Source organism: Pseudomonas sp. DG56-2 (assembly GCF_004803755.1).
Lineage (GTDB): Bacteria > Pseudomonadota > Gammaproteobacteria > Pseudomonadales > Pseudomonadaceae > Aquipseudomonas > Aquipseudomonas auratipiscis.
Genome location: NZ_CP032311.1, coordinates 3025305 through 3047904, shown reverse-complemented (window position 1 = coordinate 3047904; position 22600 = coordinate 3025305). Strand labels below are relative to the sequence as shown.

13 protein-coding genes and 2 pseudogenes are annotated in these 22600 nt (G+C 59.6%); 11 read left to right on the top strand and 4 right to left on the bottom strand.

Annotated elements, in window-relative coordinates:
- Positions 1–34: 34 nt before the first annotated feature.
- Positions 35–2731, bottom strand: coding sequence for a LuxR C-terminal-related transcriptional regulator (locus D3Z90_RS13615; protein ID WP_136476359.1), 2697 nt, complete (start codon positions 2729–2731; stop codon positions 35–37).
- A 75-nt stretch (positions 2732–2806) separates the two neighbouring features.
- Here D3Z90_RS13615 and D3Z90_RS13610 point away from each other — a divergent pair, with 75 nt between their 5' ends.
- The 6 genes from D3Z90_RS13610 (at position 2807) to D3Z90_RS13585 (ending at position 12260) form a co-directional block, all read left to right on the top strand.
- Complete coding sequence (locus D3Z90_RS13610) at positions 2807–3943, top strand: acyl-CoA dehydrogenase family protein (RefSeq protein WP_256658201.1); 1137 nt, start codon at positions 2807–2809, stop codon at positions 3941–3943.
- 299 nt (positions 3944–4242) lie between these two features.
- Positions 4243–5907 carry a DUF1302 domain-containing protein gene (locus tag D3Z90_RS13605; RefSeq protein ID WP_136476355.1) on the top strand — a complete coding sequence of 555 codons (1665 nt, stop codon included), beginning with the start codon at positions 4243–4245 and terminating at the stop codon, positions 5905–5907.
- 17 nt (positions 5908–5924) lie between these two features.
- Positions 5925–7268, top strand: coding sequence for a DUF1329 domain-containing protein (locus tag D3Z90_RS13600; protein ID WP_136476353.1), 1344 nt, complete (start codon positions 5925–5927; stop codon positions 7266–7268).
- 71 nt (positions 7269–7339) lie between these two features.
- Positions 7340–8359, top strand: a complete 1020-nt coding sequence (locus D3Z90_RS13595) for a YCF48-related protein (protein WP_136476351.1) — start codon at positions 7340–7342, stop codon at positions 8357–8359.
- A gap of 49 nt (positions 8360–8408) precedes the next feature.
- Positions 8409–10835 carry an RND family transporter gene (locus tag D3Z90_RS13590; protein WP_136478953.1) on the top strand — a complete coding sequence of 809 codons (2427 nt, stop codon included), beginning with the start codon at positions 8409–8411 and terminating at the stop codon, positions 10833–10835.
- 18 nt (positions 10836–10853) lie between these two features.
- Positions 10854–12260, top strand: a complete 1407-nt coding sequence (locus D3Z90_RS13585; RefSeq protein WP_136476349.1) for a DUF1254 domain-containing protein — start codon at positions 10854–10856, stop codon at positions 12258–12260.
- A gap of 32 nt (positions 12261–12292) precedes the next feature.
- Here D3Z90_RS13585 and D3Z90_RS13580 read toward each other — a convergent pair.
- A pseudogene (locus D3Z90_RS13580) lies at positions 12293–13203 on the bottom strand (LysR substrate-binding domain-containing protein).
- Positions 13204–13372: 169 nt separating this feature from the next.
- Here D3Z90_RS13580 and D3Z90_RS13575 point away from each other — a divergent pair.
- From D3Z90_RS13575 to D3Z90_RS13555, 5 genes and pseudogenes are all read left to right on the top strand, one after another.
- Positions 13373–13705, top strand: a pseudogene (locus tag D3Z90_RS13575) (isochorismatase family protein); the annotation flags it as partial.
- Positions 13706–13856: 151 nt separating this feature from the next.
- Positions 13857–15764, top strand: coding sequence for a sigma-54-dependent Fis family transcriptional regulator (locus D3Z90_RS13570; protein WP_136476345.1), 1908 nt, complete (start codon positions 13857–13859; stop codon positions 15762–15764).
- A gap of 5 nt (positions 15765–15769) precedes the next feature.
- Positions 15770–17503: an ABC transporter ATP-binding protein gene (locus D3Z90_RS13565; RefSeq protein WP_136476343.1), complete on the top strand. Its 1734-nt coding sequence runs from the start codon at positions 15770–15772 to the stop codon at positions 17501–17503.
- The gene (locus D3Z90_RS13560) at positions 17493–18173 is read left to right on the top strand and encodes a S8 family serine peptidase (RefSeq protein ID WP_136476341.1); all 681 of its coding nucleotides are present in this window, start codon (positions 17493–17495) and stop codon (positions 18171–18173) included. The genes D3Z90_RS13565 and D3Z90_RS13560 overlap by 11 nt, the downstream gene beginning before the upstream one ends.
- Positions 18166–19470: an NAD(P)/FAD-dependent oxidoreductase gene (locus tag D3Z90_RS13555; RefSeq protein ID WP_136476339.1), complete on the top strand. Its 1305-nt coding sequence runs from the start codon at positions 18166–18168 to the stop codon at positions 19468–19470. The genes D3Z90_RS13560 and D3Z90_RS13555 overlap by 8 nt, the downstream gene beginning before the upstream one ends.
- A 4-nt stretch (positions 19471–19474) precedes the next feature.
- On the opposite strand, the gene D3Z90_RS13550 is transcribed toward D3Z90_RS13555, so the two are convergent.
- Both D3Z90_RS13550 and D3Z90_RS13545 read right to left on the bottom strand, forming a co-directional pair.
- Entirely contained in the window at positions 19475–20788 is a 1314-nt protein-coding gene (locus D3Z90_RS13550) for a hypothetical protein (RefSeq protein ID WP_136476337.1), read from the bottom strand.
- A gap of 118 nt (positions 20789–20906) precedes the next feature.
- On the bottom strand, positions 20907–22400 hold the full coding sequence (locus D3Z90_RS13545) for an aldehyde dehydrogenase (RefSeq protein WP_136476335.1): 1494 nt from the start codon (positions 22398–22400) through the stop codon (positions 20907–20909).
- Positions 22401–22600: the final 200 nt, after the last annotated feature.

The following is a 22600-nucleotide window of genomic DNA, read 5'->3' as shown; positions in this document are numbered from 1 at the left end:
AGCCCTGCAGCATTCTCCAGCTGGAGGGCTGACTTTATTGAGTGTCGGATCTGTTCGCGCGTTTGCGGGCGATGATGATCGCTTCATAGCGACTGGAAACACCGAACTTCATGAAAATATTGCGCAGATTCCACTTGACTGTCTGATCGCTGATGTTGAGAGTCCGGGCAATACGCTTGTTGGGCATCGACTGTTCGAGCAGGGCAAGGATGTCTTCCTCGCGATTGGTGAGGGCGATATCACCCGCCACCGAGCTGACACCGGTCGCAGTGGAGGTCGCGCTCGGTATTTGGCCGCTGATCTGAGCGCTGAGTTGTTGCTGGAAGACCTCGAGTGCCTTACCGGGTACATCCTTGAGATTGGCTAACAGCACACAAGCATCGTCACCTTCGTCGAGTAACGTGCGAAACAGGCCGAGGGAATAGCTATCTTGCAGCACCTGAATCAGACAACTGCGAGCCTCGTTATCCCGGCCAAGATCGGTAAGGGCCTGGGCTTTGAGTAGATTGGCCTTGACCAGTAACGTGCCTCTGCCTAGCGCCTGGCCGATGCAGAACACGTTTTCAAGTGCTACCAGTCCCTGCTCGGGCAGTTGACTGGCCCGGGCCAGGCGCGCACGCGAAAGTGCTGCAGCGGCAACGATTTCACGATCTCGGGCTTTTTCCCCCTGATGATGTGAAGCAAGCTCATCAAGTTCACTCTGCAACATCTGACCATGTCGCCAGTCTCCATGCTTCCATTCTTCACCAAGCACCTCGATCCGTATCTGCTCAGCGAGCATCAAGGCAATGCCGCGGTCGAGTCGACGAGCCCGGAAATGGTCGGCTCTCTTGTCCAGGTAGTCCAGTGCAGCCCGTGGCGTTTCCTGCAACAGCTGTAGGCGGGCGTGAACCAGTGCGGCGCTGTAGCTGCAGGCGGGCACGGAAAAGCTGAGCATGTCCAGGCGATTGACCAGTATTTCGCGAGCATCATCAATACGATTTTGCTCGTATTGCACCTCAGCCAATATTGCCGCGCATGTGCAGGCGGTGATGGAGCGTCGACCATGGGCTGCTTCAGCCAGGGACAACATAGGCGCGGCATGACGTTCGGCCTCAAGAATCTTACCTTCCAGAAATGCCGCCACGGCCATTGAGCTACGCGCGATCAACGCTGGCTCATCGGTACTGGCGAGGTTGAGCGTACGGAATGTTGCGCGGGCCAGAGCGTAGTTGCCGAGCATCGCCTGATTACCGATCACCAGCCCTAGCCGGAAGTTTTCCAGCATAGGATTGCGCAACGGCGTGTCGGTCAATGCATCGATGGCCAGCAAGCTGCGTTCCGAGTCATCTTGTTGCCCGGCAATCATCGCTTTGACCAGACAGGCATGGATGGCGTATTTCGGGTCCTGGGTCGAGCGTTCAAGCAATGTGAGCCAACGCTCACTCTGTTCAAGGCGTGCGCTCAAGGCATAGCCCCAAGCGCCGAATAGCGCCAAGCGCGGGTGTTGAGGGAGTAGGGCGATGGGTACTTTTTCGATCCAGCGCAAAAACGTGCCAAGGTGACGGATATTGGTCAATGGCTGTAGAGAGTGCTCTAGCAGTTGAACAACGGTATCGAAGTCTTCGCTAAGCAACGCATGACGAAGGGCTTCAATGACCAGATCCTGACTGGCAAACCAATGCGCCGCTCGCTGATGGAGGGCACGGACGTCGGCACCGCTATGCTGCAACTTCTGCAGCAAGAATTCGGCGAACATAGGATGCAGGCGGTACCACTGGTAGCGGTCTTCCATGTCCACAGGAAGCACGAACAAGTTCAGCGCTTCGATGTTGGCGATATGCTGGGCAGCCTCGTTGCAGCCGCTCAAATGGGCGGCGAGGTCAGCATTGAAGCGCCGTAGGATGGAAATTTGTTGGAGAAATTCGATCAGGCCCTCGGGCAGGTTGGCTATCACGTCCTCGGACAGATAGGCGCTGAGGTCGGCGCTGTTTGTCGCCAGCACTCCCGAGTTTGAGCGCTTGCGTGGTACCGACTTCAAGGAAATAGCCATTAACTGCAGGCCTATCGGCCAGCCATCGGTTTGAGCGTGTATCGAATGGGCTGCCTCCAAGTCGATTTCCGCGTCCAGATGAGCTTTGAGAAACGCCAGCGATTCACGAAAGTTGAAGGACAGCTCGTTGCCTGTGATCTCGCACAACTGCCCCATGGCGCGTAGACGGCCCAGAAGTAATGACGGAGCAACGCGTGAAGCAATGACGAAATGCAAATTTGCCGGCGCATTGTCGATCAATGCTTGAACCAATTGATTGGCACGCGGTGAGTTCACCTGATGAAAATCATCGAGCATCAAGTACAGCTCGTTATCAAGTTGCGCTACCGCGTTGATCAACACCGAGGCCAGTGACAGCAGGTCGTCGCTGTCATCGCTATCCCCCAACAACAACAGGTCATCGGCCAGCGGCAGGCCGACTTGCTGCAACGCGCCGATGAGGCTCGCGCAGAACAACGCGAACGCGCCATCCTCCAGTGTTAGCGACAGCCATCCCACACAAACACCTTGCTTGATCAGGTCCTGGCGCCATTGGGCAAGCACAGTCGTTTTGCCAAAGCCTGCGCCACCGCATACCAGAATAACTTTGCTGTACTGGGCGTGCTGTAGCTGGGTTGCCAGGTCTTCGCGCAGGATGCTGTTGAGGGATACGCGCGGAGGGGCAAATTTGGTGGTGACCAGAAGGGAAGTCGACTTCATTGATGATCTAAGTTCTATTGTTCTTGTTATTGGCAGTATGGGGCACCTGATCCAACCTTTCCCACCCCAATAAGGGTGGGCTTTTCGGCCGGCTTTTTCGGCTATCTTGCTGTTTTCATCGTCGCTCAAGAGCTCAAGTTGAAGATTCCACTACTTACGGACATTCAGCAACTGTCAATCGACAGCATGCGTACTTTTGTGCAGCAGGAAGTAACGCCTCACCAGGCGTTGCTGCGCTTTGGACCTGCATCGCGTGAACAATTGTTGGACTATACCCAGGCGGTAGCCGAATTCGGCTTGCCAGGATTGGCTGTGCCCAAGGCTTTTGGCGGCTCCGGCATGGACTGGGTCATCCAGGCGCGCCTGTTTGAAGAGTTGGTCAAAGGCAGTGTTGAGCTCGCCAGTGTAGTGTTGATCAATATGCTGGCGGCTGAGGTACTGATGGAGCAACCTGCTTTGTGCCCGCAATACTTGCCAGATTTGTTGGCAGGGCGCTGCATTGCAGGTCTGGGGCCTGTACTGGCTGGCGAGGGGCACGGACTGCGGGCGCAGCGTGTAGACGCCGATTTTATCCTCGACGGTAATATTGATGAGGTAGCCAGCGGCCTCTGGGCAAGCTTTCTGATCAGCAGCGTCGAGGTCGAAAACCAGGACGCCTGCTTGTTATTGCTTGATCGCCGCCGGGATCGCTTCGAAACTCGCGGTATTCGCCTGGAGAGCAACGTTGCGCGGGCTCAGATCACGGCGACACGCGTCAACCAAGGCTTCTGCCTTGGGAGGGTTGGGCAGGAATCTGCGCTTACCCGCAAACTGATGAACTTTGTCCGTCTGCATGAAGGCATCAGTCGGGTCGCTCAAGGCCAAGCGATTCTCGATGCATTCCTGGCAGAGCGTGCAAAGCCTGGTGCTGCGCCAACCGAGCGGCTGGTCACCCTACACCTTGCTGAGATGATTACTCAGGTGGAATCGGCGCGGCTGATGTGTCATCACGGTCTTGTCCTGGCCCAAAGTGGCCAGGACTGTGAAACCGAATCGAACATGGCACTGTTTTTTGCCCAGAGTGCCATCGAGCGTGTGGAGCGACACGCCGCCTGGGTCAATGCCGCCGGTGCTGGTCGCAGCCCATTGGTTTCGTTGCAGCTTGGGCCGCTTTCGCGTCCAAGCATAAGTCAAGCCGCCGCGGCCATCGTTCGGTTACGTACGACCTCGTGATGCTCGCAAGTTAACCCGCTTCTCCAAACACTCAAACGCCACCCGTCTTGTTCCAGGCGGGTGGCGTTGTTGTTTGTGCGCGCTTTCCAGGTGCAAACAGGTGTCGGCAACAACGTGGACCATGGGTGGGGTGGCATCCCACCCAATACTGGCTGGGCCCCACCTGCCGCTAGTGGGTGGTTTCAGCAGTACAGCGAGTCCGTAGGCTGGAGACACGGTACACCGCTGGGCGGTCTGTCCCGTAGCTGAACCAATCCAAACAATGAATAAGAAAGTGCTTTGCACAAGATGGAGGGGTAATGAAGTCCGCTCATTTGTGGGTGCGAGAAAGCCGCTTGCCAAAGGCTGCCCTCGGTATCGCTGTCGCCGCCATGTCCTCGGGGTTGTTGCAAACTGCCAGTGCTGTTGCCATCGACACGGGTAACCCGGATGTACAACTGCGTTGGGATAACACCATCCGTTACAACCTGGGATATCGAGTCGAATCACAGGACAACTCGATCCTTGGCAACCCCAACTTCGATGACGGTAATCGTAACTTCGAGCGCGGTGTAGTCACCAATCGACTGGACCTGCTCAGCGAAGCCGATATTGTCTTCAACCAGCGCTATGGCGCCAGGGTCAGTGCCGCAGCGTGGTATGACCAAGCCTACGAAAACCTCGACAACGATAACGTCGCCACCTCCAACCATCGCAACAACAATCAGCCTGCATTGGGCCTGAGCCGATACGCAGACCGCTATTACAACGGGCCCTCAGGTGAGATCCTCGATGCCTTCGTTTTTGGCCAGACTGACCTGGCTGATATGCAGATCAACGGCAAGCTGGGTCAGCATTCACTGGCGTGGGGCGAAGCATTGCTCACCGGTGGGGCAGTTCATGGCGTGTCTTACAGCCAGAACCCCTTGGACCTGGGCAAGGCGCAGGCTTCGCCTGGCATCGAAGCCAAGGAGCTTTACCGGCCGCAACCGCAGGTCTCCACCCAGGTGCAACTGACGCCTGAGCTGTCCCTGGCCGCCCAGTATTTCTTCGACTGGGAGCGGATGCAGATGCCAGAGGCGGGGACTTACTTTGGTGCTCAGGACATCGTCAACGAAGGCGCTGAAAGCCTGGTGGTAGTACCCGGCGTACCGGGTGTGCGCTTTCTGCGCGGTTCGGACATCATCAAAGAAAAACACGGTGACTACGGCGTGGCCGCGCGCTGGCGCCCACAGTGGCTGGACGGCACCTTGGGTTTTTACTACCGCAACTTCACCGACAAGCTTCCCCAGGTCTACCTGCAAGCCTCCACGCGTACTTTTGGCCTGGCCTATGGAGACGATGTTGACCTGTATGGCGTGAGCCTTTCAACCATGCTCGGCGGCTTGAGTATCGGTGTCGACCTCAACTATCGCACCAACATGCCACTTGTCAGCAACATCGCCGGGCTTCCGGCTGGCGCCCTGCCTGAGGACACTCCCGGGGCTCGTGGCAACACCGCCCATGGCCTGATCAACGCCGTCGGCACTTTAGGTGATACAGCGTTGTTCGATTCAGCGGCCTATGCCGCCGAACTGACCTGGAACACCTGGACTGCAGTGACCGATAACAAAGCCCTGTTCAAGGGCAACGACAGCTACACCGCACTCGACAAGCCCGACAAGAATGCCCTCGCCATGGGGCTGAATTTCACCCCGACCTGGTATCAGGTATTTCCGGGGGCCGACCTGTCGTTGCCGCTGAGTTACTCCCAGGGGCTGCACGGTAACTCAGCGGTAACCCTGGGCGGCAACGAAGACACCGGCAGTTATGCAGTTGGCGTTGGTCTGGATTACCTGTCGCAGTACCGCTTTGACCTCAAGTACGTGGACTTCTTCGGTGATGTCGACAAGGGCGCCAATGGCGTGGTGAGCGTCGCCAACGGCACATCCGCCATTCTCAAGGATCGCGGGCTCATCACCTTCACCTTCAAGACCACCATTTAAGTGGCGAGGAAAAACCGATGAAAACATCACATAAAGTACTGGTGGCTAGTCTGTTGACGCTGTCCAGCAGCATCGCCGTTGCCGCACCTGACTACAGTCAGTTGGGCAAAAGCCTGACCGCAGTCGGTGCTGAGAAAAGCGCTAATCAGGACGGCAGCATCCCCGCTTATACCGGTGGGCTGACCACCGCCCCGGCGGGCTTCGATAAAAACACATTTGTCCGACCTGATCCGTTCGCCAACGAGAAGCCGCTCCTGTCGATCGATCAAAGCAATGTCGATCAGTATGCGAGCAAGCTCACCGCCGGCACCATCGCGTTGATCAAGCGCTATCCCAGTTTTCGCGTTGATGTATACCCCACTCACCGCACGGCGGCGTATCCGCAGTGGGTGCAGGACAACACCATCAACAATGCCGGCAAGGCCAAGCTGGAGGCTGGGGGCACTTCGGTCTCTGGAGTGCATGCCAGTACGCCGTTCCCGATACCGCAAAATGGCAACGAAGCGATGTGGAACATGTTGATGCGATACAACGGCGATACCATGGACTTTCGTAAGTTCACTGCTTTTAACGTGACGTCCGCCGGCCAGTTGGCTATTTCCACTCAAGGGCGCTTCTTGGTCGAGTCCGAGTACTACAACAACGCCAAGCAAGGTAGCAATCTGTTGCAGCGCACCCGTGCCGATTACAACGGGCCGGCGCGGCGGGCAGGGGAGTCGTTGATGATTCTGGAGCCCGCCAACTACGAGCAGGCTGAACGTCGCGCCTATCAGTATCTGCCAGGGCAACGACGCGTCAAGCTGGCACCTGACCTCGCCTATGACACGCCTAACACCACCACCTCAGGAATGGCGACCATGGACGACGTCGGTTTGTTTAACGGCAAACAGGACCGTTTCGACTTCAAACTGGTAGGTAAAAAAGAGTTGTATGTGCCCTACAACACCTACCGGATGGTGTATGCCAACGACCCCAAGGCGGTCTTCAAGGCCAATCACATCAACCCCGACATGGTGCGTTGGGAGCTGCATCGGGTGTGGGTCGTGGAGGCGACACTCAAGCCGGGTGCTCGACACGTCTATAAGAAGCGTGAGTTCTACCTGGACGAAGACAGCTGGTCGCCACTGGCCGTCGATCAATACGATGCCCGCGACAGTCTTTGGCGAGTCGGCTTCAACTACCCGACCCAGAGCTACGACGTACAGGCATTTTCCAGCTACACCTCGGGCCACTATGACCTGATAGGCGGCAGCTACTACATCAATCTCTGGCCGGGCAGCAATGGCCTGCGCATCGTTGCCGAACATCAGCCTGACAATTTCTGGTCGCCGGACTCACTGGCCGGAAGCGGCATTCGCTAAGCAACAGCCAGACACCTTGTACTGCAACTGGCCGTACAAGGTGTCTGCTTACTTCGACAAGGATTTTTGCCATGTTCGAACAATGGATTCGGCCAGTGATAGTCGTGGCCGCCCTCAGTTGTCTGCCCGCGCTGGCACAACCTACGTTTCGCGACCCTCTGAATGTGCCGCCGATGCCTAGCGCGCTGGCCGCTCATGCACCTCTCAATGCGGTGGTGCGCGCAGGAGATCGCCTGGTGGCCGTCGGGCTGCGTGGCACCATACTGTACAGCGAAGACTTTGGTAAAAACTGGCAGCAAGCACAGTCTCCAAGCAGTACCGACCTGACCGCGGTGTACTTCACTACGCCATTACTGGGCTGGGCGGTGGGGCATCAGGGCGTGGTTCTGCATAGCCGGGATGGTGGTCGCCGTTGGGAAAAGCAGCTCGACGGCCTGGCGATCGGGGCACTGTTGCGTCAACAGGGGCAAGAGACCAACGCACTGGCGTTGCCGACGCAAGGCAGCAGCGATTTCCCGCTGCTGGACGTGTGGTTCGAGAGCGCTCAGAACGGCTTTGTGATCGGTGCGTTCAACCTGATTCTGCGTACAGAAGACGGTGGCAAAAGCTGGAGCAACTGGTCGTCACGTACCCAAAATCCGCAGGCACTACACCTCTATGCCATCCGCCCAGCGGCCGGTGGCGTGTACATAGCCGGGGAGCAGGGGCTGCTGTTACGCCTGAACCCGGCGAAGCAACACTTTGAAGGGGTGACCACACCCTACAAGGGCAGCTACTTCAACTTGGTCGGTACGCCGCAGCTGATTCTCGCCATCGGCTTGCGTGGCACGGCGTATCGCAGCACCGATCAAGGGCAGAGCTGGCAAAAGGCTGAGACAGGCTTGAGTAGCAGTTTGTCTGCGGGGACTGTCCGTGCCGATGGCTCGATAGTGCTGGTTAGCCTGGCCGGTGATCTGCTGCAGAGTCACGACCAGGGACGCACGTTCACGCGCCGTTCCCTGGAGCAGCCTGCACCGTACTTTGCCGTCGCCGATGCGGGGGAGGCCGGCCTGAGCCTGGTCGGTTTGCGTGGCGTGCGCCAGGTTAAATAACAAGAATGTGGAGACTGCCGTGGCTACTGGTACCAGTAACATCAATGACATGCCTGTGGTAAAGACACTGGATGAGTTCGATGCCCATTCAGGCAACCGGCTAGAGCGGTTGATCTTCAACCACCGGCTGTTGGTGATTCTCTTTTGCAGCCTGGTCAGCGTCGTGCTGGCGTATTCAGCAACCAAGCTGGTGCTCAACGCCAGCTTCGAAAAAACCATCCCGCAAGGGCAGGCTTATATCCGTAACTACCTGGAGCATCGCAATGATTTGCGGGGCTTGGGCAATACCCTGCGTGTGGTGGTAGAAAACCCGCAGGGCGATATCTTCGACCCCCGATACCTGGAAACATTGCGTCGGATAAATGATGAGCTGTTCTTGACCCCAGGTGTCGACCGCGCCTGGGTCAAGTCATTGTGGATGCCGGCAGTGCGCTGGAATGAAGTAACCGAGGAAGGGTATTCCGGTGGCCCGGTGATGCCGGACAACTACGATGGCTCAGCTAGCGCCATTGACAGCTTGCGTCAGAACATTGCGCGAGCGCAGTTGCAAGGCAGCCTTGTGGCCGGCGACTTCAAGTCGAGCATGATTTTCGTGCCGTTGCTTGAGCGTGATCCGGCGACGGGCCTTGCCTTGGACTATCGCCAGTTCTCCCAAGCCCTGGAGTCGATTCGACATAAATATGAACAAGGGGCAGAACCGGGTACTGCACCGGTGCGCCTGCACATCGTTGGTTTCGCCAAAGTGATGGGTGAGCTGCTCGATGGCGTACTGGAGGTAATGAGTTACTTCCTCGCGGCAGCCTTAATCGCAGCATTGATCATTTACGCTTACACCCGCTGCGTGCGTAGCACCTTGCTGGTATTGGGCTGCTCGTTGGTCGCAGTTGTTTGGCAATTGGGCCTGGTGCGGGCACTAGGATATGAGCTTGATCCTTATTCCATCTTGGTACCCTTTCTGATCTTCGCCATCGGTGTATCCCACGGTGCGCAGAAAATGAACGGCATCATGCAAGACATCGGCCGAGGTACGCACAAGCTGGTGGCGGCGCGTTATACGTTCCGACGCCTGTTCCTGGCCGGACTCACCGCATTGCTGGCTGATGCCGTGGGCTTTGCTGTTCTGATCTTCATTGATATACCGGTGATTCAAGACTTGGCGATCACCGCCAGCATCGGCGTGGCTGTGCTGGTGTTCACCAACCTCATCTTACTGCCGGTGATGCTGTCGTATTCGGGGGTGCGGCCCGAGGCGGCACAACGTGCGTTGCGCCGAGACGGCAGGGAGTCGGCTACGTGGGCACTCCTTGAGCGCTTTACCTCGCGCCCCTGGGCCATTGCCTCAATTGGTGTGTGGTTTACCCTGGCGGCGGTGGGCTTTGCTCTGAGCCTGCAGTTGAAGATCGGTGACCTGGATCCGGGTGCGCCCGAGTTGCGCCGCGATGCGCGCTATAACCTTGATAACGCGTACATCACCAGTCATTACGCTCTGTCCAGCGACCTCTTCGCGGTCATCGTAAAGGCCGGTCCAGACGGCTGCCTGAGTTACCCAACCTTAGTGGAGATCGATCGACTTAGCTGGACGTTACAGAACACACCAGGGGTCCAGACCACCAGCTCCTTTGCCGACGCGGCCCGCCGTATTACCGCGGGCTCCTTCGAGGGCAATAACAAGTGGCTGACCTTGTCCCCCGACCAGGCAGTGATCAATTACGCAGCACGTACAGCTGCGGCAAACAACCCTGAGTTGTTCAACGAAGACTGCTCGGTGATACCGGTGGTGGCTTACCTTACCGATCACAAGGCAGCGACCCTCGACGGTGTCGTCAAAGCTAGCGAAGGCTTCGCCGCAGCTCACAACAGTGACGAGCGTCAGTTCCTCCTGGCGGCCGGCAGCGCCGGGATCGAAGCGGCCACCAATATCGTGGTGCGCGAAGCCAACCGCAGTATGCTGTTTTTCGTGTATGGAGCGGTCATCGTGCTGTGCTACATCGCGTTCCGCAGTTGGCGGGCAGTGGTGGTCGCGGTGGTGCCGCTGGTAATCACCTCGATCCTCTGTGAAGCGCTGATGGTCATGCTTGGCATGGGGGTAAAAGTGGCCACCTTGCCGGTGATCGCCCTGGGCGTGGGAATCGGGGTGGACTACGCGTTGTATTTGGTCAGCGTGCAGTTGGTACAACAGCGGGCAGGACAGGGCTTACGCGAGGCTTATCGGCACTCGGTCGACTTCACCGGTCGGGTAGTGGCGTTGGTCGGCCTGACCCTTGCAGCTGGGGTCGTGACCTGGGCCTGGTCGCCGATCAAGTTCCAGGCAGATATGGGCATTCTGCTGACGTTCATGTTTGTGCTCAACATGGTTGGCGCACTGGTGCTGATTCCTGCGATGTCGCACTTTCTGTTATCGGATGGATATTTTCAGCGTACGCGCCAGAAGCGAGCGGCGGTGTCGGTTGCGACTCAACGACGTGTGCTGGTTTAACTTTCACGGAGAACACCAATGACGAAGTCAAAACTCGCGATAGCCTTGAGTCTTGGCCTGATGCTGCTGGGGCCTGCTCACGGCTATGCCTCAGTGGTCGAGAACCAAGGGTCGGCCAGTGTGTCGGCGGCACAGGCGCGTGAAGAGCAAGCCTACGCCTTGGGAATACAAGCATACCTGTGGGGCTATCCGCTGTATCACTATCTGAATTCGGGTGAGAAAGCGCAAAAAATCAGCGCTGTGGGCGCCAACAGTTTGCGTAAATACACAAGCTTGAAAACCGCCAAAGACCGTTTCGTGGTTACCCCCAATAACGCTACGATTGATGCCTATGGGCATTTGTATCTGGCTGAAGAACCGGTCGTTGTTCACATACCTGCACTGACAACGCCCCGATGGTACTTGGTGCAGGTTGGCGACATGTTCGACGAAGTGAGTTTCAATGTCGGCGGCATTAAAGGCCCTCAACCCGGCAACTACTTGATCACGGGGCCGGGCTTTCGTGGTCAAGTGCCGAGCGGGATGATTCAAGTGCCTGTGCGCACCCACAAAGGCATTGTTGCAGTGCGTGTCCTGGCTAAGGGCGAGAAGGACGTCGCTGCGGCGGTAGAGGTTCAGAAAGGCTTCCAGGTTCTACCACTATCGGCCTACCTGCGTGAAGGGTTGCAGTCTCAACCTGCCAAACCGACACTTACACCAGCATTCATTGCCTCAGCGCCAGAAGGCTTGCGCTTCTTCGACCAACTGGGCTATGCGATGCAACAATATCTTCCACTCAGTGGCGATCGAGACGATGCGTTGCTGGGTACCTTCAACCTGATAGGTTTGAGTGTCGCCAAGGGCTTCGCCTGGCAATCGCTGGACGAAGCGACTCAGCGAGGCCTGGCTCGCGCCGCGAAAATGGGTGAACAGATTGTCGTCCAACGCTGGAACAACGTGGGCGAAATCAACAACGGCTGGCGCTATACCTTCTCAGGTGGTCGGGCCGGTTACGATTTTGCCTTGCGTGCGGCGCAAGCAAAGCATGTTTTAGGTGCCCAGTTCGCAGAAGAGGTCGTTTATCCCAATACCCAAGTAGATGCACAAGGCGCCACGCTGAGCGGCCAGCACAAGTACGAGCTGCGATTTGCAAAAGACCAGCAGCCGCCGGTGTCATTGTTCTGGAATCTGTCGCTATTTGGACCTGACATGCTATTCGTTGAAAACACATTCGGTCGCTACAGTATTGGTAACCTAACCGAGGGGGTCAAACCCGATGCCGATGGCACGTTGACCGTGGTCATTCAAAAAGACCGGCCTGCGGACACCAGCAACTGGCTGCCGGCGCCTGAAGGTGATTTCAATTTGACCATGCGCTTCTACGGCCCCGCCTCCTCAGTGCTGGATGGAAGCTATCGGTTACCGGCCGTGGAACGCGTGGACTGACTTCTCAGTCCCATCGACTCAAAACACCCTTTTCAGCTCAGGGTGCTTTGAGCGAAGCGCTTTTCCAGAAAGTCAATTAAAGAGCGCACGGAAGGCAGCAAGCCTCGGCGGGAAGGGAATACAACATGAACGATTCCCGCACGAGGCGCCCACTCGGGTAGCACATTGACCAGTCGACCCTGGGCGATGTCGTCACGCACGACCACCTCCGGCAGTTGCGTTACCCCGATACCCACCAATGCTGCCGCGCGCAGCGCCATCAGATCCTCAGTGATGTAGCGTGGCTGGTGACGAATGAGGGTCAGTATCCGATCCGACCCGACCCCTCGATTTCCCAGTGATACTCGCGTTGTTGAGATCCCCAATGCAGGGTAGGGAGGGATGCTACTTGCAGCGGCGTTGGGCGTTTTGGCAAGCGTGCACGTAACTCGCTGGCGGCCACCAAAACCTGGCGACTCTCACCCAGTGTTTTCATAACCAGCTCACTGTTTTCCAAGGGTGGAAAGCGAACCCTGAGTGCCAGGTCCATACCTTCCTGGATCAAGTCGACCGATCGGTTAGTGCTTTCTACCTGCAACTCAACAAGCGGGTACTGGGCCATGAATTCGGCCAGCATTGGGCCCACCCAGGCACTGAGCAGCGCGGTGGGACAGCTCAAGCGCACAATGCCTTGCGGTATGGAACGATGTCGCTCGACAACTTCGTCTGCGCTTTCCGCTTCGACGAGCATGGCCAGGCAATGACGATGGTATTCGTGGCCGATTTCGGTCACCGAAAAATGACGTGTCGAGCGCTGAATGAGGCGTACACCCAGACGCTTTTCCAAGCCCGCGACTCGTCGACTGAGTGTTGACTTTGGTATATCGAGTGCCCGGCCGGCTGGCGTGAAACCACCGTGCTCGACAGCTTGAGCAAATAAATAGAGATCGTTGAGGTCCTGCATGTCTATCGTTCTGAAATAGGGGGCGTTGAGCGCACTATCGACAGTTTGAAAGCGGCTTCTGCTTTTCCAGGAAGTACAGGCGGTGTTCCCCGAGCAGCAGCCGATTGACCGTACCGGCCTGAACTCCTGGGACGATGAGCGGGTACGCAACTAGGTCGAGAAGACTGGCAAGACCAAGCTGGTAATTGCCGGGCTGTGGACCGAAGTTTGTTTGAACCTCGCCGTGCAGAGCACCTTGGCTGCTGGATATGACGTTTACATCGTCACCGATGCTTCCGGCGGTGGGAGCGAGGAGGGTCATGAGCGTGGCGTCCAGCACATGGTACAGTCAGGCGCTAAACCCATCACTGCCGCGGTCTATCTGAGCGAATTGCAGCGGGACTGGTCGCGCGAAGAAACTGCAGGCGACGTTGCCAAGCTCTTTGCTGAGCTGGGTGGCGGTTTTGGCCAGGGTCTGCGCTGGGAATGGCAATTGCTCGGTCTTAAGGAGGGTACTCGCTAATAGCTGCATACGTTGCCCTTTGTTACCTTTACGTAAGCGGAACCTTGTGCCACTCTGCCTGACGAGGCTGTCGGCACAAGCAGGTGACGACGGGACAAAGCTCAAGCAAACTGCCAGAAGTCCATGACATCTGGCAGTCCCGGAGTTTCAAATGGCGCGATATATACCAATAACAAACGCTGCTGATCCGCTCCACGAGTCTCGTCAGGCTCGTCTTAAACTGGTTCACGACGGTGAACTGCCGCAGGGCATGCTGCGCGAGGAAATCGATGCGTCCTGGCGGCGCAGCCTTGGCTACGGCTTGAACTGCCTGGAAGGCGAACACCGTGAGATGTCCCAGGCCGCCGATCTGAAGGCGTTGCTGGAAAGCAACCGTCTGCTGATCGACGCTGCCACCCCTGAACTTGAATACCTGGTCGGTCGCCAGGGCAAAGGCGGCATCATTATTCTTGGCGATGCCGAGGCCAACGTCCTGGCAATCGATGGCCCCACCGATGTGCTGCGTCAATCCGGCCTGCGCGACCTTCACCCAGGTGCCTGCTGGAGCGAATCGCTGCGCGGCACCAACGCCATCGGCACCGCAGTGGTCGAAGGGCGCCCGACGCTGATCAACTGTGGCGAACACTACCTCGACCGTCTCAGTCCATTCTCCTGTACCTCGGTACCGCTGCGCGATCCGCAAGGCGAGGTGATCGGTGTGCTCGACCTGACCCGTGAAGGGGTCATGGCCCAACCTCAGGACAACCTCTCGACCCTGCTGCTGGCGGCCGGCAATATCGAAAGCCGTATGTTCGGCCAGCGCTACCCTGAGCAGTTGGTGCTGACCTTCCACAGCCGTGCGCAATACCTTGGCAGTGCCTGGCATGGCCTGCTGGCGCTGAGCCTGGCGGGCGAGGTATTGGCTGCCAATGACCAGGCCTGTGCGTTGTTGCAGGTGCCGCGCCAGGAACTGGTCGGGCGCTGCTGCAGTGAGCTGATGGGCGAGCGTTCGGCGGCATTCATGGCGCGTTTGTGGCAAGGCGGCATCAGCAGCGTGCAGACTGCCAAGGGCGAGTTTTTCTTCCGCACCGTTCACCTGCCGCGCCATTCTAGCCTGAATTCGGTTCCCGTCACCAGCAAGCCTGCGGCCCCACAGAAAGGTGCCGAGCTCGAGGCGCTGGCCGGTAACGACCTGCGCTTCGCCCGCGCCTTGCGCATGGCCCGCCAAGGCTTGAGCAATGACTTGCCGGTGCTGCTATTGGGTGAGACCGGTACCGGCAAGGAAGTGGTTGCGCGGGCCTTGCATCAAGCGGGTCCACGCTCGGGCAAGGCCTTTGTCGCGGTAAACTGTGCGGCCATTCCCGAAGGGCTGATCGAATCGGAACTGTTCGGCTACCGCGAGGGGGCCTTTACCGGCTCACGGCGCGGCGGCATGGTTGGGCGCTTGATGCAGGCCCACGGCGGCACCTTGTTCCTTGACGAGATTGGCGACATGCCGCTGGCGTTGCAGGCGCGCCTGTTGCGGGTACTGCAGGAGCGTCGGGTGGCGCCGCTCGGTGCGGGCGACGAGCAGGACATCGATGTGGCGATCATTTGCGCCACTCACCGCGACCTCAAGCGCCTGGTACTCGACAAGCATTTCCGTGAAGACCTTTACTACCGGGTCAACGGTGTCAGCCTGCGCCTGCCAGCGCTGCGCGACCGCGATGACCTCACGGCAGTGATTGCCAGCCTGATGCGCAAGTTCGGCGCTGAAAGTGTGCGCCTGGACAAGGACCTGAGCGAGCTACTGGAAAACTTCGATTGGCCGGGCAACATCCGTCAGTTGGAAATGGTCCTGCGCTCGGCCCTGGCCATGCGTGAAACCGATGAGCAGGTGCTGGGCCTCGAGCACCTGACCGATTGTCTGCTGGAAGAGCTCAACGGCAGCAGCCCGCCACCGGGCAGCATTCGTGAGAATGAAGTGGAATTGATCCGCGGCGCACTGGAGCGGCACCAGGGCAATGTAACGGCGGCGGCCGATGCCTTAGGTATCAGTCGCGCGACCCTGTACCGCAAACTCAAGCAACTGCGCAGTTGACGGTCATGCGAGGTCTTTTCCTGCGCTTGGTCGACGCCAACGACCCCGAACTCATGCGCCGTGCCCTGGCCTGGCTGTACAGCTTTGTGCGTCCACAGTGGCGGGCGATCGCGGTGCTGCTGGGCTTGTCATTGAGTGCCTCGCTGCTGGTGTTGGCCCAGCCTTGGCTGGTCAAGACCTTGATCGATGACGGGCTGCTGGCGAAGAACTTCGACACCCTGTGGCACATCGCGCTGATCATGATCGCCGCCGGTGTGCTCGGCACCGTGCTGTCGGGGATCAACCGCTACCTGCACACGCGCCTGTCCGGACGCATCCTGTTCGCCCTGCGCGACGACCTTTATGGCCACCTGCAGCAACTGTCACCGGGCTTCTACGGACGCAAGCGCCTGGGTGACATTCTCTCGCGGCTCGATGGGGACGTTGCCGAGATTCAGCGCTTTGCCGTGGACTCGATGTTTTCCGCCGTCTCCAGCCTGATCGGCCTGATCGGTGCGGTGAGTCTGATGCTGATGCTGTCGTGGCAGTTGTCGTTGCTGCTGGCATTGCTGATTCCAATCGAAGTGCTGTGGCTGCGCTGGATGCGCCGCAAGGTCGAACGCGAAGTGCGCAGTCTGCGCGAGCGTTCGGCAGATGTGTCCTCGTTTCTGGTCGAGACCTTGCCCGCCATGAAGTTCATTCAGGCAGCCGGTCAGCAAAAGCGTGAAGCCGAGCGCCTCGGGCACTTGGGCCAGGGCTATATGGGCCAGTTGCTCAAAGTGCAGGTCACCGAGTTCTTCACTCAAGCGGTGCCGGGCACCCTGACATCGCTGTGTCGCGCGGCGGCATTCCTGGTGGGCGGGTATTGGGTGATCCAGGGCACCTGGCAATTGGGTGCGCTGATCGCGTTCTCTACCTACCTGGGGATGGCGGTCGGGCCCGTGCAGAGCTTGCTTGGGCTGTATGTCGCCGTGCAACGCATGGCGGTCAGCCTGATGCGGGTGATGGAGCTACAGCAGGAGCCGGTCACCGTACGCCAGCCGGAATCGCCAGTGCCGATGCCCAAGGGGCCTGGTGAGCTGCGCCTTGAGGGTGTGCATTTCGCCCATGAGCAACGCCGTGGTGCGGTGTTGAGCGACGCCCATATCTGTATTGCCGCTGGCTTGAAGGTGGCCATCAGCGGTGCCTCGGGGGTCGGCAAGTCGACCTTGATCGATCTGCTGCAGCGCTTCTACGACCCTGATCAGGGGCGGATTCTGCTCGATGGCGAAGACCTGCGTCACCTCGACCTGCTGGCGGTGCGCGAGCGCATTGCCGTGGTCAGCCAGGACATTGTGCTGTTTCGCGGCACGCTGGCACAGAACCTCTGCTACAGCCGTCCGAACGCCAGCCGTGCCGATCTGGAGCGGGTAGTGCAATTGACTCGCCTGGACAGCCTGGTGCAGAGCTTGCCCATGGGTCTGGACGGACCACTGGGCGAGCGTGGCCAGCAACTATCTGGAGGGCAGAAGCAGCGTATCGCCATTGCCCGGGCATTGTTGCAGGAACCGTCGATACTGGTGCTCGACGAAGCGACCTCGGCCGTCGATGAAGCCACCGAGCGTGAGGTGATCAGTGCGATTGACCAACTGTTTGCCGGACGTACACGCATTCTTATCAGCCATCGCCCGTCGACATTGGCCGATGCCGATTTGCATCTGCACCTGGAAGATGGTCGCTTGCGCCTGATCGAAAATGAGCCGGTACGCCATGGACACTGAGGTACGCGTCGGTGTGATCGATACCGGCTTTGCGCCGCGGCAGGCCGAAGGCGTCACCGCTGCCCGGCGCTTCTGGCTACAGGAGGGAGTGCTGTGCGAGGGCGAGACGCTGGCTGATGCCTTGGGCCATGGCAGCCAAGTGCTCGACTGTCTGCTGGGGCAGGGAGGCAGCGGGGAGGTGCTGGTAGCGCAAGTGTTCGCTGAACAATGGTTGACCTCGGCCCTGCAGGTCAGTGCGGCGTTGTTGTGGCTGGTCGAACAGGGGGCGACGCTGATCAACATGAGCCTCGGTCTGCAACAGGATCGTCATGTGCTGCGTGCGGCCTGTGCCGCGGCTGTCGAGGCTGGCGTGCTGCTCTGTGCTTCGAGCCCGGCGCGCGGAGCGGCGGTGTATCCGGCCAGTTATCCGGAAGTCATTCGCGTGACCGGCGACGCTCGCTGTGGCCACGGTCAATGGTCGCGGTTGGACACGGCCCAGGCAGACTTTGGCGCACAGGTTGATCCGTCTTGCGGCCGGGCTGGAGCGAGTTTGGCCAGCGCCGCATTGTGCGGTCAGATCCGCGGGTTGTTGAGCGCACAACCGGCAGCCAGCCGTGAGCAGGTGCTGGTCTACCTGCGCGATAACGCGGCATTTATCGGCCCGGAGCGCCGGGGGAGCGAACATGACTGAGCCATGTATTTTGGTGCTCGGCGCCGGCCCTGCGGGTGCGGCAACTGCCATGGGTTTGCAGCGACTGGGTTACCGGGTGCAGGTCGTCTCCGACTGGCGTCGGTTCGACGCCGTGGAAGGGGTGTCGCAGCGGGTACTGGAAGGGCTGCGCCATGCCGGTTTGGGCAAGGCACTGGAACAGGCCGCGATGCCTTCCAGGCGCCGGGTGGAGTGGAATGGCCAGCGCCAATGGCTCAACCAGGAATGCCTGCTTGATCGCAGTTGCTTCGATCAGGCGCTGCGCGAAGACCTGCGTAATGCGGGTGTCGAGGTGATCGAAGCACGCGTCGCTGATCTGAGCAGTCGCACCGACGGGCACCAGGTGCAACTGCACGACGGCAGGTTACTGACGGCCGGGTTTCTGGTTGAGGCTCGCGGGCGTCAGGCGCCGCTGACCGCCAGTCGCCTGCGCGGGCCGGAAAGTGTCAGCTTGCTCAATCTGTGGCGTGAGCAACCGGGTGAGCCGCTGTCGGCGGTAGAAAGCCTCGCCGACGGCTGGGCCTGGATGGCGCGCCTGGCCGATGGCCGGTGCTATTGGCAGATCAGCCTGGACAGCAGCGCCGGTGCACTGCCGGGCAAGGCGCAACTCGCCGAGTATTGTGCCCAGCGTCGGCGCCAGTCGGCGCTGGTCGCTGAAATGTTTGGTGCTGCAGCCACCCAGGCCGTAGAGGTCTACGCGCGCAGCAGCACGGCGATTCTTGCCGGCCGGTGCGCCGGGGACAATTGGCTGCGCGTCGGTGATGCGGCGATGGCCGTGGACCCGCTGTCCGGCAACGGTATTTTCCAGTCGTTGTCTTCGGCGTTGCAGGCGCCTGCGGTGATCAACACGTTACTGCGCCGTCCTCGACACAAGGCGTTGGCGCTGCGTTTTCATCAGGAGCGCATCGAGCAACTGTTCTTGCGTTTCGCCCGTATCGGCAGGGACTTCTATGCCCAGGAGCGGGGCAAGGTCGGCCAAGCATTCTGGGACAAGCGCCAGTCCTGGCCGGATGCCCAACCGCTTCATCTGGCCGCTGACTACCGCCAGTTGCGGGTCGAGCGTCGGCCGGTGGTGAGCGATGGTTTCATCGATGAGGCCGAGGTGGTGGTCAGTGCAGACCAGCCCCTGGGTATTTGGCACTTGCAGGGTGTGCCGTTGGCGCCAGTGGTCAGTGGCCTGCGCAGTGGGCAAGGGTTGGAGCAGTTGCTGGGCGCAAGGCCCGCTGCCGAGCAGGCCATGCTGCGCAACTGGCTGGCTGCGCAGGGTTATCAGGGCTGACACCTCAGAAGAAGGTGCCCACCAACAACTGCAGATAGGTGCTGGTGTCGCTGCTGCCCAACTGTACGCCGCCGTCTTCGGCACTGCGCTCGGGTTTATAGAAACCCACCAGCGGGCTGATCAGCCAATGGTCATTGACCATCCACTCCAGGTACAGGTCCAGTTCCCGGCCGCCGAGGTTGCCCCGGTCCTTGTCCAGCGTGGCAAAGTCGTAATACAGCGCGCCTACCGTCAAGTTCTCGCGCGGCTTGGCTTTCAAGGCCAGGTGATGGACTTGGGTGTTGGTGTTGAAAGGCCCGGCGTAGTTGGCCGCCACTTCGCCCTGGAACCAGGTGCCATAGCCACGGCTGGCGCCATAGAACAGCGGGTCGAATGATTCAGAAAATCGGCTGTAGCGATAGCTGGCCGCCGGTGTCCAGGCGACGTCGGAGAAGGTCCATCCCGCTTCCACGTACCAGGCGTTCTCGCGTCCGCTGTCTTTTTCCTGAGTGACGTATTCGGCGGCCACGTCCAAGTCCTTGATGCCCAGGCTGCTGCGTCCGCGCAGGCTGATGGTGTCCATGCCATCGCGTTCCTCAAGGCCGAGGATCGATGCGTAGCGCTGATCGACGTCCATGCCGTGAATCCAGGACAGACCGAGGGTGCCGGCATCGCTGATATGTTCGATGTTGGCAACGGCCAGTTCGGTATCGGCCTGATAGTGGTTATCGGATTTAAGCCAGATCAGATCGCCACGCAGGCCTTCGCTGCCCCCCAGACGCAGTACTGCGGTGCGGTCGAAGGCTTTGCGCGCGGCCAGGTAATAGGCGCCACCGCGGTTGAAGTTGGCGCCCAGGTCGACCTTGCCGAGGTTGACCGGATCGCCCTGGATAAGAAAACCCTCGCCGAGGGTCACCACTTGCCGCCCGCCGGAGATGTCCACGCCGTTTTCTCCCAACGCCGGGAACAGATTGTCGGAACGCCAGCCTAGATAAGCGTCCTCGACAGCGGTGCGGCGCTCGCTGCCCAAGGTCAGGCCGGCGGCATCACCGTCGCCCCAGGTGGCAGAACTGAGCAGAGAGAATGCGCCGTAGAGGCTGCCGATGTCGGCAAAGGCCTGGCTGCCGCTCAGCCCGTACTTGGCGTAACCCTCGCGCCAGGCACTGCTGCCGGGCTGGCGATTACCGCCAATGGCATAGCTTTCGTCACTGTGGAACACGCCAAACAGCGCTTCAAGGTCGGCATTGAGAACGCTGCCATCCTTGTTGTAGAGCTCGTGGGCCTGGGAGGTACCCGCGAGCAAGGCCAGGGCGAGAAGGGTGCGGTTGCTGCGAATCATCGGATGCTCCTTGTTGTTTTTATTGGCGGATGGAACGCGAAACGACAGGCCGCTGCCGGGCCCAGCAGCCGTGGACAACGCCGTCAGGCAGCCACTGCTACTGGGCCAGGCGAGCGTTTCAGAGTTTGATCAGGACTGTTTTGAGCTCGGTGTAATGCTCGATGGCCGCAGCGCCCATCTCCCGGCCCACGCCCGAGAGTTTGTAGCCGCCAAATGGCAGCGCCGGGTCCAGGGCGCTGTGACAGTTGACCCACACCGAGCCGGACTTGATGCGCGGGATCATCCGGTGCACCGCCGACAGGTCGTTGGACCAGATGCTCGCGCCCAGGCCGTACGGGTTGTCATTGGCCAGACGTACCACTTCGTCGAGATCATCGAAAGGCATGGCCACCAGTACCGGGCCGAAGATTTCTTCTTGCACCAGGCGGTGCTGCTGGTCGACATCGACGATCACCGTCGGCTTGACGAAGTAGCCAGGGCCAAAGCTGTCGCCGCCGCAGGCAATGGTGGCACCGAGTTCGCGACCCAGTTCGATGTAGCGGCTGACGCGCTCCTGTTGCTTGGCCGAAACCAACGGGCCCATCTGCACGCTTGGGTCCAGACCGTTGCCCAGCTTCATGCCATTGGCGATGCCAGCGATGTCGGCGATCACATTGTCGAAGTGCTTGCGATGCACATACAGGCGCGAGCCGGCACAGCACACCTGGCCCTGGTTGAAGAAAATGGCGCTGGCGGCACCGGCGGCGGCTTCCTCCAGGTTGGCATCGGCCATGACGATGGTCGGCGACTTGCCGCCCAGCTCCAGGGTCACGCGGGTCATGTTGTCCATCGCCGCTTTGCCGATCTGCTTGCCCACTTCGGTGGAGCCGGTGAAGGTGAGTTTGTCCACGCCGGGGTGACGGGTAAGCGCCACGCCAGCGTTCAGGCCGGTGCCGGTAATGACGTTGAAGACACCCGCCGGATAGCCGGCCTCCAGCACCAGGGACGCCAGCTTGAGGGCGGTAAGTGGGGTCTCGTCCGCCGGCTTCAGAACCACGGTGCAGCCGGTGGCCAAGGCCGGGCCGAGTTTCCAGCAAGCCAGCAGCAGCGGGAAGTTCCAGGCAACAATCGCCCCGACCACCCCGACCGCTTCACGGCGGATAAAACCGTGGAACTGGTCGTTGGGCATCAACGGCAACGAAGCCTCGACGGTCGAACCTTCGATCTTGGTCGCCCAGCCGGCCATGTAGCGCAGAAAGTCGATCGCCAGTTGCACATCCATGACCTGAGCCACGGCGGCACTTTTGCCGTTGTTCAGGCATTCGAGCTCGGCCAGTTCCTGTGCATCGCGTTCCATCAGGTCGGCCAGGCGCCACAGCAGGTTCTGGCGCTCCCGTGGACGCATGCGGCTCCAGGCTGAGTCGTCGAACGCCTGGCGCGCGGCGCGCACGGCCAGATCGACATCCTCGCTGCTGGCGGCGGGAACATTGCCAAGAATTTCACCTGTTGCCGGGTTACGAAAGCTCATGGTGTTGCCGCTGGCCGCGTCGCGCCATTGCTCACCGATGAGCATTTTCAGCGGACCGCTGGCGAAGGCGCGGGTCTGCGCGAGGATAGGCAATTCGATAGACATGTGTCGGCTCTCGTTGGGGAGTATTGCCAAGCCCAACGCAACCGCCGTGCCAACGCCGCAAGACCGATATAACTGATTAATAAATAAGAATTATTTTTTTCAGCGGAAGATTTTCGAGAGCAATCGCCTGTAGCAGTTTGAGATGTATCAGGCGGCGGATGAGACAGTGTCGCACGCTGGTACGGGTGTCGCAGAACGTA